The sequence below is a fragment of the Pantoea sp. SOD02 genome, assembly GCF_024707505.1.
In the GTDB taxonomy this organism is placed as follows: Bacteria; Pseudomonadota; Gammaproteobacteria; order Enterobacterales; family Enterobacteriaceae; genus Pantoea; species Pantoea symbiotica.
Map to the genome: position 1 here is coordinate 374599 of NZ_CP102605.1, position 15451 is coordinate 390049.

15 protein-coding genes are annotated in these 15451 nt (G+C 57.6%); 4 read left to right on the forward strand and 11 right to left on the reverse strand.

What is annotated here, in order from left to right; all coding sequences use genetic code 11:
* Positions 1 to 38: 38 nt before the first annotated feature.
* From NR302_RS21245 to NR302_RS21275, 7 genes are read right to left on the reverse strand one after another with little or no spacing between them, the layout of a single operon-like run.
* On the reverse strand, positions 39 to 839 hold the full coding sequence (locus NR302_RS21245; protein ID WP_008110749.1) for an ABC transporter permease: 801 nt from the start codon (positions 837 to 839) through the stop codon (positions 39 to 41).
* Positions 836 to 1669 carry an ABC transporter ATP-binding protein gene (locus NR302_RS21250; RefSeq protein WP_258145770.1) on the reverse strand — a complete coding sequence of 278 codons (834 nt, stop codon included), beginning with the start codon at positions 1667 to 1669 and terminating at the stop codon, positions 836 to 838. The genes NR302_RS21245 and NR302_RS21250 overlap by 4 nt, the downstream gene beginning before the upstream one ends.
* The gene (locus NR302_RS21255; RefSeq protein ID WP_258145771.1) at positions 1666 to 2637 is read right to left on the reverse strand and encodes an ABC transporter substrate-binding protein; all 972 of its coding nucleotides are present in this window, start codon (positions 2635 to 2637) and stop codon (positions 1666 to 1668) included. The genes NR302_RS21250 and NR302_RS21255 overlap by 4 nt, the downstream gene beginning before the upstream one ends.
* Before the next feature lie 9 nt (positions 2638 to 2646).
* The gene (locus NR302_RS21260; protein ID WP_258145772.1) at positions 2647 to 3525 is read right to left on the reverse strand and encodes a creatininase family protein; all 879 of its coding nucleotides are present in this window, start codon (positions 3523 to 3525) and stop codon (positions 2647 to 2649) included.
* A 14-nt stretch (positions 3526 to 3539) separates the two neighbouring features.
* Positions 3540 to 3995, reverse strand: a complete 456-nt coding sequence (locus NR302_RS21265) for a RidA family protein (protein ID WP_061719502.1) — start codon at positions 3993 to 3995, stop codon at positions 3540 to 3542.
* Complete coding sequence (locus NR302_RS21270; RefSeq protein WP_258145773.1) at positions 3985 to 5184, reverse strand: amidohydrolase family protein; 1200 nt, start codon at positions 5182 to 5184, stop codon at positions 3985 to 3987. The genes NR302_RS21265 and NR302_RS21270 overlap by 11 nt, the downstream gene beginning before the upstream one ends.
* Positions 5181 to 6128: a PDR/VanB family oxidoreductase gene (locus tag NR302_RS21275; RefSeq protein WP_258145774.1), complete on the reverse strand. Its 948-nt coding sequence runs from the start codon at positions 6126 to 6128 to the stop codon at positions 5181 to 5183. Before NR302_RS21275 ends, NR302_RS21270 begins: the two co-directional genes overlap by 4 nt.
* A gap of 143 nt (positions 6129 to 6271) precedes the next feature.
* Here NR302_RS21275 and NR302_RS21280 point away from each other — a divergent pair, with 143 nt between their 5' ends.
* Positions 6272 to 7192, forward strand: a complete 921-nt coding sequence (locus NR302_RS21280) for a LysR family transcriptional regulator (protein WP_008109635.1) — start codon at positions 6272 to 6274, stop codon at positions 7190 to 7192.
* Positions 7193 to 7225: 33 nt separating this feature from the next.
* Here NR302_RS21280 and NR302_RS21285 read toward each other — a convergent pair whose 3' ends face one another.
* Positions 7226 to 8560: a glycoside hydrolase family 10 protein gene (locus NR302_RS21285; RefSeq protein ID WP_258145856.1), complete on the reverse strand. Its 1335-nt coding sequence runs from the start codon at positions 8558 to 8560 to the stop codon at positions 7226 to 7228.
* Between the two features lie 186 nt (positions 8561 to 8746).
* On the opposite strand from NR302_RS21285, the gene NR302_RS21290 reads away from it, so the two are divergent.
* Complete coding sequence (locus NR302_RS21290; protein ID WP_008107499.1) at positions 8747 to 9073, forward strand: hypothetical protein; 327 nt, start codon at positions 8747 to 8749, stop codon at positions 9071 to 9073.
* Positions 9074 to 9105: 32 nt separating this feature from the next.
* On the opposite strand, the gene gabP is transcribed toward NR302_RS21290, so the two are convergent.
* Complete coding sequence (gabP, locus tag NR302_RS21295; RefSeq protein WP_374990659.1) at positions 9106 to 10500, reverse strand: GABA permease; 1395 nt, start codon at positions 10498 to 10500, stop codon at positions 9106 to 9108.
* A gap of 94 nt (positions 10501 to 10594) precedes the next feature.
* Complete coding sequence (gene gabT / locus NR302_RS21300) at positions 10595 to 11857, reverse strand: 4-aminobutyrate--2-oxoglutarate transaminase (protein ID WP_258145776.1); 1263 nt, start codon at positions 11855 to 11857, stop codon at positions 10595 to 10597.
* 109 nt (positions 11858 to 11966) lie between these two features.
* Between gabT and NR302_RS21305 the strand changes: the two genes are divergently transcribed.
* A complete protein-coding gene (locus tag NR302_RS21305) occupies positions 11967 to 13451 on the forward strand; it encodes a PLP-dependent aminotransferase family protein (RefSeq protein ID WP_258145777.1) in 1485 nt (494 codons plus the stop codon).
* A gap of 109 nt (positions 13452 to 13560) precedes the next feature.
* Here NR302_RS21305 and NR302_RS21310 read toward each other — a convergent pair whose 3' ends face one another.
* Positions 13561 to 14424 carry an aldo/keto reductase family oxidoreductase gene (locus NR302_RS21310; protein ID WP_258145778.1) on the reverse strand — a complete coding sequence of 288 codons (864 nt, stop codon included), beginning with the start codon at positions 14422 to 14424 and terminating at the stop codon, positions 13561 to 13563.
* 97 nt (positions 14425 to 14521) lie between these two features.
* Here NR302_RS21310 and NR302_RS21315 point away from each other — a divergent pair, with 97 nt between their 5' ends.
* Positions 14522 to 15436: a LysR family transcriptional regulator gene (locus tag NR302_RS21315; RefSeq protein WP_258145779.1), complete on the forward strand. Its 915-nt coding sequence runs from the start codon at positions 14522 to 14524 to the stop codon at positions 15434 to 15436.
* Positions 15437 to 15451: the final 15 nt, after the last annotated feature.

Genomic DNA, 15451 nt, shown 5'->3' on the forward strand with positions numbered 1-15451 from the left:
CTTCTCACCAGGTCGCCATGAATGGCGACCCTACGATGTTAGTTGGGGCTCAATTCACTCTCATGCCACGCCGCCAGCACCCGGCGCGTCAGCCACGACATCAGCGCGAACAGCAGAAAGCCCGCCAGTGAAATCAGCAGCAGCGCGGCAAACATCAGCGGAATATTGAGCTGATAACCGGCCTGCAAAATCTGGTACGCCAATCCGGTATCGGTACCACCGGTGCCAGCGACAAACTCGGCCACCACCGCGCCAATCAGCGACAAGCCACTGGAGATGCGCAGCGCGCCGAAGAAGTACGGCAGTGCCGAGGGAATACGCAGGCGCAGCAGAATCTGCATGCGCGAGGCGTGATTGAGGCGAAAGTAGCTCAGCAACCCGGGCGACACGCTGCGCAGACCTTGCGTGGTATTGGAAATTATTGGAAACACCGCCATCAAGGTGGCACACACCACCAGCGACAGCGTGGTGTCTTTCACCCAGATGATGATCAGCGGGGCGATGGCGACAATCGGCGTCACCTGCAGGAACACGATGTAGGGAAAAAGGGCGGTTTCAATAAAGCGATTTTGCACCAGCAGAAACGCCACAATCGAGCCGATGACGATCGCCACGGCGAAGGAAATTACGGTGATTTTCAGGGTGTAGAGCAAGGACATAAACAGCGTTGGGAAGTTCTGCACCAGGCTTTGCGCCACCACTAACGGCGACGGCACCAGAAACACCGGCACCTTGAAGGTGGTGACCAGAAACTGCCATAACAGCAGCATGGCGACCGCGACGATGGCAGGAAACAGCCACTGCTGAAATTGCCGATGGCTCGCTAACGGTTTCATCATTGACTCTCCTTGCTCGCCGCCAGCAGGCCGCGTTGCAGCTGTTGCGCATAGTGCGTGAAATCCTGGCTGACGCGGAACTCATCGTCGCGCGGCAAGGCCGTTTCAATGCGAATGTCATCCACCACGCGTCCGGGGCGCGCCGCCATCATGATCACGCGCTGCGACAGAAATACCGCTTCCTGAATCGAGTGGGTAACAAACACCACCGTCAGCTTCTGCTCCTGCCACAAATCCAGCAGATCGCTGTCCAGCTTGTTGCGGGTGATTTCATCCAGCGCGCCAAACGGCTCATCCATTAGCAGCACTTTCGGGCGCGTGACCAGGCCGCGCGCAATGGATACGCGCATCTGCATACCGCCGGAAAGTTCGCGCGGCAGCACGTGACCAAACTGGCCGAGGCCGACCAGTTCGAGGATCTCGCGCACGCGGGTGTCCGCTTCGGCACGCGGCACGCCGGCCAAATCGAGCGGCAGACGCACATTTTTGTGCACGTTGCTCCACGGCATCAGCGTCGCTTCCTGGAACACAAACGACAGCGGCAGATCGCGTTGATTCTCCCGCCGATCGCGGCGAAACAGCATTAACTTGCCATCGGTAGGTTCAATCAGCCCGGCGATCATTTTCAGCAAGGTGCTTTTGCCGCAGCCGGACGGGCCAAGCAGCGAAACAAATTCGCCCTGACGAATAGTGAGATCGACCGGCAGCAGCGCACGCGTGCCGTTGGGATAGATTTTCTCCGCTGACAGCACCTCAATCGCCGGTGTTGCCGCAGAACGCGGCACCGCTTGCGCATCGGGATGCAGCAGCGTCAGATGGCTGGCTGTATTCATGGCAGAACCTTGACGTCTTGAATGAATTTAAGCGTGTAGCTGCCGTCAAACGGCACTTTAGCGGGATCGATCAGCTTGGTATCGACCAGCAGCTGCCAGGTTTGCTTGAGGCGCGCTTCGGTCATGATGCCGATGCCGCCGGTTTGCGCATCGCCGCCGGTCAGCATTTGGTATTTCTTCATCTGCGCGATGCCGAAAGCAATCTGTTCATCGCTCATCTGCGGGTTTTCTTTCTTAATCAGCACGTTGCCAGCGGCGGGATCCTGCAGATAGTTTTTCCAGCCCTGCATCGATGCCTTCACAAACGCTGCCACCGCTGCCGGGCGTTTCTCAATGGTCGATTTCATGCAGACAATGCTGTTGCCGTAAGGCGGATAGCCCCAATCGCTGATCGGATAGACATTGGCCTGCGCATTGGCTTTCTGCACCGCAAAAGGTTCGGAGGTGATATAGCCTTGCTGCACCAGATTTTTATCGGCGAGGAATGGCTGAATGCTGAAGGTGTAAGGACGCACACGGGCGTTTTTCAGGTTCAGCGCGCTCTGCGCCCACGGCCAATATGAGGTGTAAGCTTCCGCCGCCAGCAGGAAGGTTTTGCCCTGCAAATCGGCCGGATTTTTCACATCCGGATGGGTGAGGAAGGCAATCGCCGAGTGCTGGAAGGTGGTGGCAACCGGCATTGCTTCAATACCTTGCTGCCAGATTTCCAGCGCCTGCATATTATCGCTGATGATGCAGTCGGCCTGACCGGCCGCCATCAGCTGCATGGTATGCACCTGCGGACCGCCCATCTTGATGGTGACGTCGAGACCGGCATCGCGATAGAGATTCTGCGCCTGCGCCTGATAGAAACCGCCGTGTTCGGCCTGCGCATACCAGTTGGTCATAAAGGTGAATTTCTCAGCCGCCATGCTCGGGGCCGAGAGTGCCAGCGCAAGCGCGGCCACAGTGCTCAATGTTTTTTTCATCGTTATTCCCTAGCGAGGTGTTAAAAAGGCGGCTGCGTCGTTGTGATCTAATACTTTGCCTTGCCACTGGCCGGTGCCCCACGCCGGTTCGGCGCGCGTTACCCACGTCATTTGATGCACTTCGGTGATTACCTGCGCCCAGCTTTCTGCCAGCGAATCGAGGATCGCCGTGCCTTGCTCGGGCGTGGACGGCAAAGGATCGCCAATCACGCCGCTTGGGCCGAAATCGTAGGACGCCCACGCCGCCATCGGTTTGTTGGTCGAAAGCGTCGGGCAGGGGAATTCCTGCGGATAGTTGGCGACGGCTTTGTCCATTTGCACGGTATCGGGTGCCAGCGCCAGCATCAGCGCGGTTTCCGCATGTCCCGCGTGCATCGCCATCTGCCGCTCTTTGTCATCCATAAAGCTTTCAGCGCAGTTCGGCACTTTGAAAGTGTCTTGCATGATGATGATCATGTCGCCGTGGCGCAGACGCAGTTCGCGCGCCGCCATCTGCAACGGCTGCGGCTGGCCGCCGTGGCCGTTAACCATCAGGAATTTGCGGAAACCGGCGCGATAAAGTGATTCACCAATCTCCAGAATGGTGTGCAGCAGGGTTTCGCCGGTCAGCGTCAGCGTGCCGGGAAAATGCAGGTGCTCATCTGATTTGCCGTAGGTAATCGGCGGGATGGCGTAAGCGGGGATCGCCGCCGGTAAGCGCGCCAGTGCATGGCCGACCACGCCAGATGAGATCACGCTGTCCACCGCGCACGGCAGATGCGGGCCGTGCTGCTCAATTGCGCCGGTCGGCAACACGATCACGGTGTTAGCTTTATTCTCCAGCGTGGCGATGTCAGTCCAGCTCAGGTACGGCAAAAAGCGGTTTGCCGGAATATAACCATGCAACATTTCAACTCCTCGTGTTATTGCGGCAACCACGCCGTGGCTTCAACTTCAATCAAGACGTCCGGACTCGGCAGCATTTCGCTGACCTGCACCACGGTGGAAACCGGCGGCGCATCGGGGAAAAATTGCTTACGCACCCGGCTGTAATGGGGGAAATGGTCCAGATTGCGGAAGTACTGCACCAGTTTGAAGACATCGCTCATCTGGCCGCCGGCGCTTTCGATGGTGGTGCGGATGCTCTCCAGCACGTACCAGCTCTGCGCCAGAATCGGCCCCTCTTTGATGTCGGTGGAGAACTCGCCGGTGCGGCCAAGCAGCTGTTGTGCCGCAGCGGGAATGTCGTCATAGCCGCGCACAATGGTGGCGGTTTGCGGATTCACCGGAATAATGCCGGAAAGGAAAATGAAGTCGCCCGCGCGTCGCCACGCGGCATATTTCGCCAGCGGTTGTCCCGCTCCTGCATCAAGCGCCATCTGTTGTTTCTCCATAACGCACACCCATTTTCAGCCGATAGCGCTGACGTTGCCGCAACGGCCAGCTCGCCACATCGGCATGCGGAAAGATCACTAAATCATTCGCCAGCAGCGCGCGGCGTTGGCAGATCAGCGCCGATGCCTGATCAAATGCCGCGCCCAGTTGCAGGCTTAGCAAAGCGCTAAACAGCGTATCGAGCGGGTCGTAACTGCCAAACGGGCAGAACGCGTCCTGCACATTGTCAGCGCCAAGCAGCAGCGGAATGCCAAGCGCCTGCGCCTCTTTCACCAGCGTTAACCCGCGCAGACGCGGCGTGCGGCCAGGCACTGCATCCTGCAGCAGCAGGTTGGTGAGCGGCAGCGCAATCAACGTCACATTGTGTTGCGCCAGCACGGCAAGAATCTGTTGCGCGTCATCCTGCTGCGACAGCGCGCAGCTGTGGCTGCAGGTAATCGCGCCGCTAAACGGATGCTGCTGCAAATAGTGCGCCAGCCAGCGTAATCCCTGCGCCTCGACGTTAAGTTCTTCATCAATATGCAGATCGATATCCAGCTGCCACAGTTCGGCGGCCTGCATCAGATGCTGAAACGCCTGCGCATCCCAGTTGCTGCTGTGAATAAAACCGCCTAACAGCGCGCTGGGACCGCTGGTCGCGACCTGTGCGGCAATATGCTGCGCATCGCTGGCATCGGCGAAAAAGGTCAGTGGCGCGAGGGCGACACGTTCAATGCTGCACAGCGGATGGTGCAGATCGCCAATCACTTGCCACGCTAATGGTGCATCGACGGAGAACCAGTCGATGTGGGTGCGCAGCAAACCAACACCGGCTTCCACCGCCCAGCGCAGCGCCTGGCTGGCGCGCTGCTGCAAATCTTCCGTACTCCATTGCGCGCGGTCCTGATGCATGGCGGCAATTGCTGCAAGCAAACCGGGCTGTTGCGCCGGGCTGCGCTGGATGGTGAAGGTTTTATCCAGATGCGCGTGCGGCTCGATAAACGCGGGCAGCACCAGCGCACCATTCAGCGGCAGATAATCAGCGGGTGCTGCTGCGCTGTCGGGTTCGAATTGCAGGCCCGCAGCGTGGAAATGTAAGGTCGCCAGCTGCGGTTGGTTGTTGGTCACAGGCCAGCTTTCTGGCAGCAGCCAGCGGGGTAAACGTGCGCAGGTGGCACCCGGATAGCCGCTCATAGATCCAGTACCAGCAGCGGAGAATGCGCGCGCGAGCAGCACAACACGATGCAATCATTGGCGGCACGCTCTTGCTTACTCAGCACGTCATCGCGGTGATCCGGTTCGCCTGCCAGCACGCCGGTGATACAGGAACCACATATGCCTTGCTCGCAGGAAAGCGGCAACTCGATACCTGCATTCTCAAGCACTTCAGCGATAGTTTGTTCCGCGCCCACGGCAAAGCGTGCGCCGGAGGAGGCGATCTCCACCTCGAACGCAACGCCCGCCGTCACCGTCGTTGTAGGTTGGAAGCGCTCGCTGTGCAGCTGTGTTTCGGTCCAGCCGTGTTGCAAAGCGAGCTGCTGCAGATGTTCCATAAAACCTGCCGGACCGCAGAACACCAATGCTGCGTTATCTGGCTTAGAGAGATCGTCGGGAACGCGCTGGCGCAGGCTGTCGCCTTCGCTGCTGTAATGAATGACGACACGAGCGCCGAGATTGCTCAGGCGTGCGCTGAAAGCCAACTCGTCGGCGCGTTTCAGGTAAAGGTGCAGGGTAAAATCCGCCTGACGCGCGGCCAGCGTTTCGGCCATCACCAACAGCGGCGTCAAGCCGATGCCGGCAGCAAACAGCAGCGTGCGCGACGCTTGCGGCAGCGGGAAGTGGTTGCGTGGGGCGGAAATCTCTAAATCATCGCCGACATTTAACTGCTGATGCAGCCAGCGCGATCCGCCAGTTGAACGCTGATCCAGACGCACGCAGATTTCATAATGATCGGCTGCCGTAGAGCAGAGTGAATACTGGCGTTTACCGCCGTCGGGGATAAGCACATCAATATGCGCGCCGGGCGTGAAAACCGGCAACGGTTGGCCGTTGCGACTCGCCAGCGTCAGTAGCACATTGCCTGCACCGTTGAACTGCTTTGCGATGACGGTGACGGCGAGAGAATTGGATTTCATCATCTATTTGCCTGAGCAGGGATGTCGTCGGCTGCGAGGCCGCGCAAACCCTTGTTTTTATCATGGCAGCGATTATTATTTTGCCCTTGTGTAAGCGTCCATCTGTTTAATTCGCATGATGCGTTGCAAAAAAGAGAGCACCCCTTATGTTCGCCTTCTCCCGATTTCTGCTCTATTTCACTGAAGTGGCCCGCCAGGGTTCGCTGCGCAAGGCTTCTGAGGTGCTGCATGTCTCGGCGTCGTCGATCGATCGGCAGATCCTGCGCGTTGAGGAACAGCTGGATATGCCGCTGTTCGAGCGCCATCCATCAGGATTACGTATGACGGCAGCGGGTGAGATCCTGCTAAATGCGGCGAAAAACTGGCAGCGGGATTTTGGCCGCGTCTGTACGCAGCTGGATGATTTACGCGGATTGCGCCACGGCCATGTGCATATCGCCACCATTGATGCGATTAATCGCGGTTTCTTCTCTTCGATCTTGCAGCGTATTCGCAGCGACTATCCCGGCATCTCTTTCACGCTGACCACCATGAGCAACATCCATATCGCCAATGCGTTAACTTCGGGTGATGCGGATTTCGGCATCATGCTCAATCCGCAGAGTTCACGCGAGTTGCTGGTGAAGTCGTTTGCCGATTTACGTTTAGGTATTGTGGTGAGCAGCCAGCATCCGCTGGCCCATCTGGAGTCGATCCGCTTCAGCCATTGTGAGTCCTGGCCGTTTATCGTGCCCGCCGCGCCGCTGATGTTGGCCGACCCGCTGGAAGCGCTGATCAATAGTTCGGGCATTAAGATCAGCGAAGTGGCGCGCACCAATAACATTCATATGCTGCGTTCGCTGGTGCGCGATGACGTAGGAATTAGCCTGATGTGCTGGCTGGATATCGTTGATGAGTATCGGCGCGGCGAACTGAAGTTTATCCCGCTGATTGATACGGTGCTTAAGCCGTTTACCCTGTCGCTGTGTGTTGCGCCGCAGCGCCAGCTTTCGATTGCCGCTTCCATGATGCTGCGCGAGCTGGAGTCGTTTTTTGCGCTGATGCAGAGTGAGGAGCTGCTGGCGTAAATGGTCGCCATGAATGGCGACCCTACGATAATGTTAATCGCCCCAACGGATGCGCAAATAATTCACCGCATCTTGGGTTTGTGGCTGATTCAGGTAATTCTCGCGGAACAGAATGGTGCCGTTAATTTGCGGTACTGACTCGTTGAGATCGAGCTGCTTTTTCAGCTCTGGCACGCCGCCATTTACCGTCCAGTCCGGTTCGCTTTTTGAGGCTTCGCCAATTTTATACAGCGCAACACCGATATAGAGGCGCGTATGCGTCGGCTTCACTACGTCCGCCCACCAGTTGGCTAACACGTCGTAGCGTGCTGCCTGGCGCGCAAATGGCCAGTAAAGCTGTGGCGCGATGTAATCCAACAGACCCATTTGCACCCAGCGACGCGTATCGGCATAAGCTTCGTCATAGGCGGCCGCGCCGCGCGTGTCAGAACCTGCCGCATCATGCGAAAGATTGCGCCACACGCCCGCTGGGCTGACGCCAAATTCTACATTCGGGTTCAGCTGCTTGATGGTGCGCGACACCTGCTCGATCAACAGCAGCGTATTGCTGCGTCGCCAGTCAGCTTTTGAGGCAAAACCCTGACCATACTGGCGGAACGTGGCGTTGTCGTTGAGAGTTGAGCCGGGCGTTTCGGTATAGAAATAGTCATCAAATTGCACGCCGTCGATTGGATAGTGCGACACCACTTCCGCGACGATGCTGGTGATCCAGTCACGCGCTGCGGGAATGCCGGGATCGAGTACGAAGCGGTCGCTGGCGGTACGGATCCAGTCACGATGCAGCACAAACACGCTGGCTGGTTGCAACGCAAGCGTATTGTTCAGCGCGTTAACCGTGGACGGTTTGACGTTGGTCGAAACGCGATAAGGGTTGAACCACGCGTGCACCTTCATGCCGCGTTTGTGCGCCTCATCCAGCATGAACTTCAGCGGATCGTAGCCAGGATCTTCGCCAATTTTGCCAGTGAGCATATCTGACCACGGCAGGATGCTGGAGCGCCACAGCGCAGTGCCATCCGGTTTCACCTGGAAAAACACAGTGTTGATGCCGAGACTTTTCAGTTTATCCAGCTTGTCGGTCAACGCCTGCTGCTGCTGGTGGATGCGGTTGGCTGGGCTGGCGTTGACTGAATTGATCGGCGGCCAGTCGAGGCGTGAAACAGTGGTTAGCCACACGCCGCGCACCGGCTCTTTACTCAGCGCAGGTTTGGTGGGCATCGGCGGTTTGTTCACCGACGGCAACGGCGTGACCAACGATTTCGGCGGCGGCGAGGAGCAACTGGCAAGAGAGAGGGCGACGGCAACGGCAATCAGCGCAGCGGATTTTTTGTAGGTGTTAACCCAGGGAAAACGATGTGAACAGGCTATGGTAAACTCCCTTTTTTGCAACTTTCTGTTCGAAGAGCCTCATTCTCTTATCATGCGAACTAAAGTCAATATAATCGAGAAACTGCAGGTCGCCATGAATGGCGACCCTACAAAAGACATTCGCGTTCACGTAGGGTCGCCATTTATGGCGACCGCCACCAAACACCATTGAGGAACCCAAAACCTATGCAATACGAAGACCTTTATCGCCGTATCGGCCAGATCATCTTTAGCTGTGGCCCCGAAGGTGCGCGGGAATTGATCGTTCAGGCTGAGCTGTTTGCGGACGATGATGGCGGGCAGTTTCAGTTCGATTACATCGATGAAAACGGTGAACCGGATTGGTTTGAACCCGATGCGCGCGCGATTGGCGATCTCTCGGAGGCGCTGAAGGATTTTCAGCAGTACTTCGTGGATAACAACATGACCAACGGTATGCCGGTGTGGCGCAAATGCGCGATTAACCTCAACGTGCTGGAAGAAGCCATCAGCATCGACGTGCAGTACGACTGAGTTCCGTGGCTTCCTTGCCCGGAATCAATGCGTTACGAGCGTAACGCCACCATCTCCTCGTTTTTACGCGCCACGCGTTTGCGCTGCACAATGCGGCTGGCGGCAACCACACCCAGCGTTAACAGACCGGTGGCGATTATCTCTGGACGGTGTTGTTGGTTAAACAGCATGGCAATCAACACGCCGACAATGAACACCATCGTCGCCCATGTCAGGCCAGGGAACAGCCACATGCGATAGCTGAGGACTTCGCCGCGCGCTTCGCGCTTTTTGCGCAGCACCAGATGAGACGCGGCGATCACCAGATACACCAGCAACGCAATGGCACCGGAACTGGCGAGCAGGAACTCAAATACTGCGCTTGGCGCCAGATAGTTGGCGATCACCGCGAGGAAGGCGGCCGCCGTAGAAAGCAGCACCGCTACCCACGGCGTGCCGTTGCGGGTGGTGCGTGATGCGATGGCAGGCGCATCTTCACGGCGCGACAGCGAATAGATCATGCGTGATGCGGTATACAGCGCGGAATTTAGGCAGCTACACACCGCAATCAACACCACCACATCAACAATCTGCTTCGCGTACGGTACGTTCATCATCTGCATCGCCGTCTGGTAAGAACCCGCTTTCATCAGCGACGGCGTATTCCACGGCACCAGCGCCACCACAATGAAAATCGACAGAAGATAGAACAGCGCGATGCGCCAGATCACCGAGTTGGTCGCCTGAGTGATTTGCTTCTTCGGCTCGCGCGATTCGGCGGCGGCAATGGTGACAATCTCGGTGCCCATAAACGAGAACATGGTGGTGAGGATCGCCGCCAGCACTGCGCCGATGCCGTTCGGCATAAAGCCCTTTGTATCATAGAGATGTGAAATTCCTTGCGTGCTGCTGCCCGGCATCAAACCGAACACCGCCAAACTACCCGCGCAGAGGAATGCCACAATCGCCACCACTTTTAGCAGGGCGAACCAGAATTCAAACTCGCCATAATTCTTCACGCTGAACAGGTTGCTGATGGTCAGAAATGAAGTGATCGCCAGCGTGTATTCCCACACTGGAACCTGCGGAAACCACGAATGCAGAATGGTGCCAGCGGCGTTGGCTTCCAGCGGGATCACTAACACCCAGAACCACCAATACAGCCAGCCGATGGTGAAGCCGGCCCAGCGACCGAGCGATTTGTCGGCATAAGTGGAGAAGGAGCCGGAATCGGGTGACGCCACCGCCATTTCAGCCAGCATGCGCATAATCAGCACCACCAACGCGCCCGCAGCGATGTAGGCCAGCAATACCGCCGGACCGGCTTCGGCGATCGCATGGCCTGAACCAACAAACAATCCGGCACCAATCACGCCACCAATCGATAACATCCGCACATGACGCGGCTTCAGGCCTTGCGCCAGTACATCGGCATTCTGTGAACTCATCAATATTTCTCCAAAGCGTCTCTCAGGCCGCGCCACGCGCAACCGGGTTACAACAGGTGAGAAGCCCAGCCCGCCGCGCGAGCTGGGTAGCGTGTTACGAATCGGCGTGTTGACTCAGCACGCTGCTGAGGATCTCCAGCGCCTGACTGAACTGCGCATCAGGAATGGTGAGCGGATAGAGGAAGCGGATGACGTTGCCCTGCGGGCCGCAGGTGAGCAGCAGCAGCCCACGCGCCATCGCCTGTTGCTGGATAGTTTGCGCGGTTTGCGCGCTGGCAAATTCCACCGCGATCATCGAACCAAGGCCGCGAATATCGGTGATGAAGGAACACTGGCTGCGTGCGCTGTGCAGGAAGTCGGTTAACTGCGCGCCGAGTTGTGCAGAGCGTTCACACAGCTTCTCGTCGGCGATCACGTCCAGCACCGCATGCGCCGAGGCAATCGCCAGCGGATTACCGGCGTAAGTGCCGCCCAATCCACCCGGACCTGGCGCATCCATAATTTCGGCGCGGCCGCTGACCGCCGATAACGGCATGCCGCCCGCGAGGCTTTTCGCCATGGTGATGAGATCCGGTTTCACCGCGTAGTGATCCATCGCAAACAGCTTGCCGGTGCGCGCAAAGCCGGTTTGCACTTCATCGGCAATCAGCAGAATGCCGTGCTCATCGGCCAGCGCACGCAGACGGCTGAAGAATTCAGGCGGCGCGACGTGGAATCCGCCTTCGCCCTGAATCGGCTCCAGCACGATAGCGGCAACATCCTGTGGCGCGATGTCCTGAGTGAAGATGTCCTGCAAGCTGGATAGCGCATCATCAACGCTGATGCCGGTCACGCTGTTGGGATAGCGCGCATGCCATACCGACGCGGGCATCGGGCCGAAGTCGCGTTTGTAAGGTGCCACTTTGCCGGTCATCGCCATGGTCATAAAAGTTCGACCGTGGAAAGAGTTGCCGAAGGTGATGATGCCGTGACGGCGCGTTGCCGCCCGCGCCACTTTCACCGCGTTTTCGACCGCTTCTGCGCCGGTGGAGAAGAAAGCGGTTTTAGCTTTACCGGCAATTGGCACCACGCGATTGAGGCGTTCAGCCAGCGCCACGTAGCTCTCATACGGCGTCACCTGGAATGCGGTATGGGTAAATTTTTCTAACTGATCGGCAATCGCTTGCACGATGCGCGGATGGCGATGACCGGTGTTCAGCACCGCGATGCCGCCGGCGAAATCGATCCAGCTGTTGCCTTCACCATCGCGTAGCGTGGCGTTCTCCGCGTGCTCTACATACCATTGACAAAGATTGCCGGTGCCGCGTGGCAGGGCATCATCTTTACGTTGCTGCAACTGGCTGTTTTTACCTTCCATAACCTTTCCTTAGCGATAAGCGTCTTTACAAATCACGACAAACACGCTTATTTATGCCTGCGCTGAGCTATCTTGCCAGAGCCACTTTCAGTGAAAAGAGGGGAGCCAATTGCGAAGTTTGTACGCCGATCATGTATTAGAGCGCATGCAGTTTATGCCGGAAGGAACATTGCAGCAGCGTTTGCTGAGCTGTATGCAAGCCGCTATCGCAGAAGGTATTTTTCCGCGTGCCACGCGCTTGCCCGCTACGCGTGATTTGGCGCGCGAGCTGTCGGTGTCACGTAATACGGTATTGAACGTGTATGAGAATTTGATGGCGCAAGGCTACGTCACGGCGCGCACCGGCAGCGGCACCTGGATTGCAGAAAACTTACCGGAAGGATCGCTGAACACGCCACGCAATGTGGCAACTGTCGAACCGTTAACTGCGAAACCGGCGGCGATTTCTAAACGCGGCGCGTCGCTGCTCGGCCATGCCAATGCGTCGCCGTATCAGTGGGGCGCTTTTGTGCCTGGCGCGCCGGATGTCACGCAGTTTCCGCATAAACTTTTCAGCCAGATTCAGGCGCGTTTGAACCGTGAACCGGATATCGAACGGTTGATTTACAGCAGCAACGGTGGCTGTCCGCAGCTGCGCGCCGCGCTGGCGGAGTACCTCAGCGTGGCGCGTTCGGTGCGCGCCGATGCCGATCAAATCATCATCACCGAAGGGATTCATCAGGCGGTGGATTTGGTTTCACGCGTGCTGTGCGATCCTGGCGATCAGGTGTGGATCGAAGAGCCCGGTTATTGGGGGACGCGCAATCTGCTGCGCATTAACGGTCTGAAAATCAATGCCATTGCTGTGGATGAGCAGGGATTAATTCCCGATTTGCCGCCGCGCAGTCGCGCACCGAAAATGATTTTCGTGACACCGTCACACCAATATCCGCTGGGCGTGCATCTTAGCCTGGAACGCCGCAAGCAACTGCTCGATCTGGCGCGCAAACACAAAACCTGGCTGGTGGAAGATGATTACGACAGCGAGTTTCGCTTCTCCGGTCAGCCGTTTCCGTCTCTGCAAGGCTTTGAGCCGGATGCGCCAGTGATCTACATGGGCACTTTTAGCAAGACGCTCTATCCGGCGCTGCGCCTCGGTTATTTGGTGGTGCCAAAAGCGCTGGCGCAGCCGCTGCGCGTGGCGGCGGCGGAACTGTATCGTGGCGGTCATCTGCTGGTGCAGCGCGCGCTGGCGGAGTTCATTCAAAAAGGGCATTACATGTCGCACATTCGCCGCATGCGTAAGCTCTACAGCCAGCGGCGGCGCTTTATGGTTAGCCTGATTGAGCGTTATTTAGGGGCTGCTTTTTTGCCGTTGGTAAATCACGAGGCGGGATTACATCTGGTGATGAATTTGCCAACCGGCTGCGACGATGTGGCAGTCGCCGCCCTGGCGCTGCGACGCGGCGTGAAGGTACGGCCGCTGTCGCAATATTATATGCATCCGCAGGAGCGGCGCGGTTTGCTGTTGGGTTTTGCCTGCGTCGATGAGCGGCAGTGTCAGGATGCGTTTGGTACCTTGAAAGGGTGTTTGGCGGAGATGGGGATTATTTGAGGTGGAGGTCGCCATAATGGGGATTATTTGAAAGGAGGTCGCCATAAATGGCGACCCTACAACGGCCACATCGTCTTCGTAGGGTCGCCATTTATGGCGACCTGGTAAATTATGGCTGACCAATACCATCCAAACGCTGCACAATTTCAGGCGTAAGTTTCACCTCAGTACTCGCCAGGTTCTGTTTCAGGTGCTCCGGCGATGAGGTGCCCGGAATCAGCAGAATATTAGGCGAACGCTGCAGCAGCCAGGCCAGCGCCACCTGCAACGGTGTAGCGCCCAGTTCATTTGCCACCTCGCTCAGCTGATCCGATTGCAGCGGTGAAAAACCACCGAGTGGGAAGAACGGCACGTAAGGAATACCTTGCGCTGCCAGTTGGTCCAGCAGCGCCTCATCCTGGCGATTGGCCAGATTGTAGAGGTTCTGCACGCAGGCGATCGGCGTCATCGCCTGGGCATCGGCCACCTGTTTGGCGGTAACGTTGCTCAGACCAATATGACGAATCAGCCCGCGCTCTTTCAGCTTAATCATCGCTTCAACCTGCGGCTCCAGCGAACCTTCCTTCGGTCCATGCACGTCCAACATCGAACGCAGATTCACCACTTCCATCACATCAAGCCCAAGATTGCGCAGATTATCTTCCACCGCTTGCGTCAGCGCTTCCGGCGTGAACGCCGGTAACCAGCCGCCTTTCTCGTCACGACGTGCGCCCAGTTTGGTGACGATCACCAGATCGTCGGCGTAAGGGTGTAACGCTTTTTTGATCAGCTGATTGGTAATGTGCGGGCCATAAAAGTCGCTGGTATCAATGTGATTCACGCCTGCGGCGACGGCATCGCGCAGCACCTGCAAAGCGCGCGCTTCATCTTTTGGCGGACCAAACACGCCGGGACCGGCTAACTGCATGGCACCGTAACCGAGTCGTGCGACCTGGCGATCGCCAAGGGTGTAAGTCAATGCGGGATGAGACATGGAAAGCTCCTTCGTCAGTGTGTGGTTAGATTGTAATCGCCAAAGTGCTGTGCAACTATCCGTACAAATCGGGACACACTGTACGAGGTGGCGAACAATGGCATTGGATATCGCATTGCTGCACGCGGTGGTGGCGGTGGCAAAAGCGGGTGGTTTTCGTGAGGCGGCGCGCATCACCGGTAGCAATCCGTCGCGCTTAAGTGATGCGGTGCGGCGCGCCGAAGAGCAGCTCGGCGTGCGGCTGTTTAATCGCACCACGCGCACCGTGGCGTTGACCGAAGCTGGCAGGGCGCTGATGTCGCGCTTGCTTCCGGCGATGAATGAAGTGGATGCGGCGCTGGATGCACTGAATACGTTCCGCGATACGCCGGGCGGCACCTTGCGCTTAAACGTGCCGGTGAGCGCCGCGCGCATCGTGTTACCAGCGATTGTGCCGGGATTTCTGCAGCGCTATCCCGATATCCAGCTGGAAGTGGTGGCGGAAAGTAATGTGCAGGATGTGTTCCGCGATAGCTGTGATGCCGGCATTCGTTACGATGATCATCTGGAGCAGGATATGGTGGCGCTGCCGATTGGTCCGCGCACCCAGCGCTTTGCGTTAGCGGCATCTCCCGCTTATCTGGCGCAGTTCGGCACGCCGCAACATCCGCGCGACCTGGTACAGCATCGCTGTTTACACGGACGCTATGCGACAGGCGTGATTGCCGAATGGGAATTCACCTGCGGCGAGGAAACCGTGCGTTTACAGCCAAAAGGGCCGCTGATTTGCAGTATCGGCGCGGCGATGGATCTCACGGTGGAAGCCGCGATTGCTGGCTGCGGCGTGGTTTATCTTTTCGAGGATTGGATCAAAACGCCGCTGAGTGAGGGCAACCTACAACCGATTCTGCCGGATTGGTGGCAAAGCTTTTCCGGCCTGTGGCTCTATTACAACGATCGCCGGTTGATTCCGGCACCGCTGCAGGCGTTTCTGGATTATGTGCGTGAGTTGAATGCGCACGCTGTCATGTAGGGTCGCCATTTATGG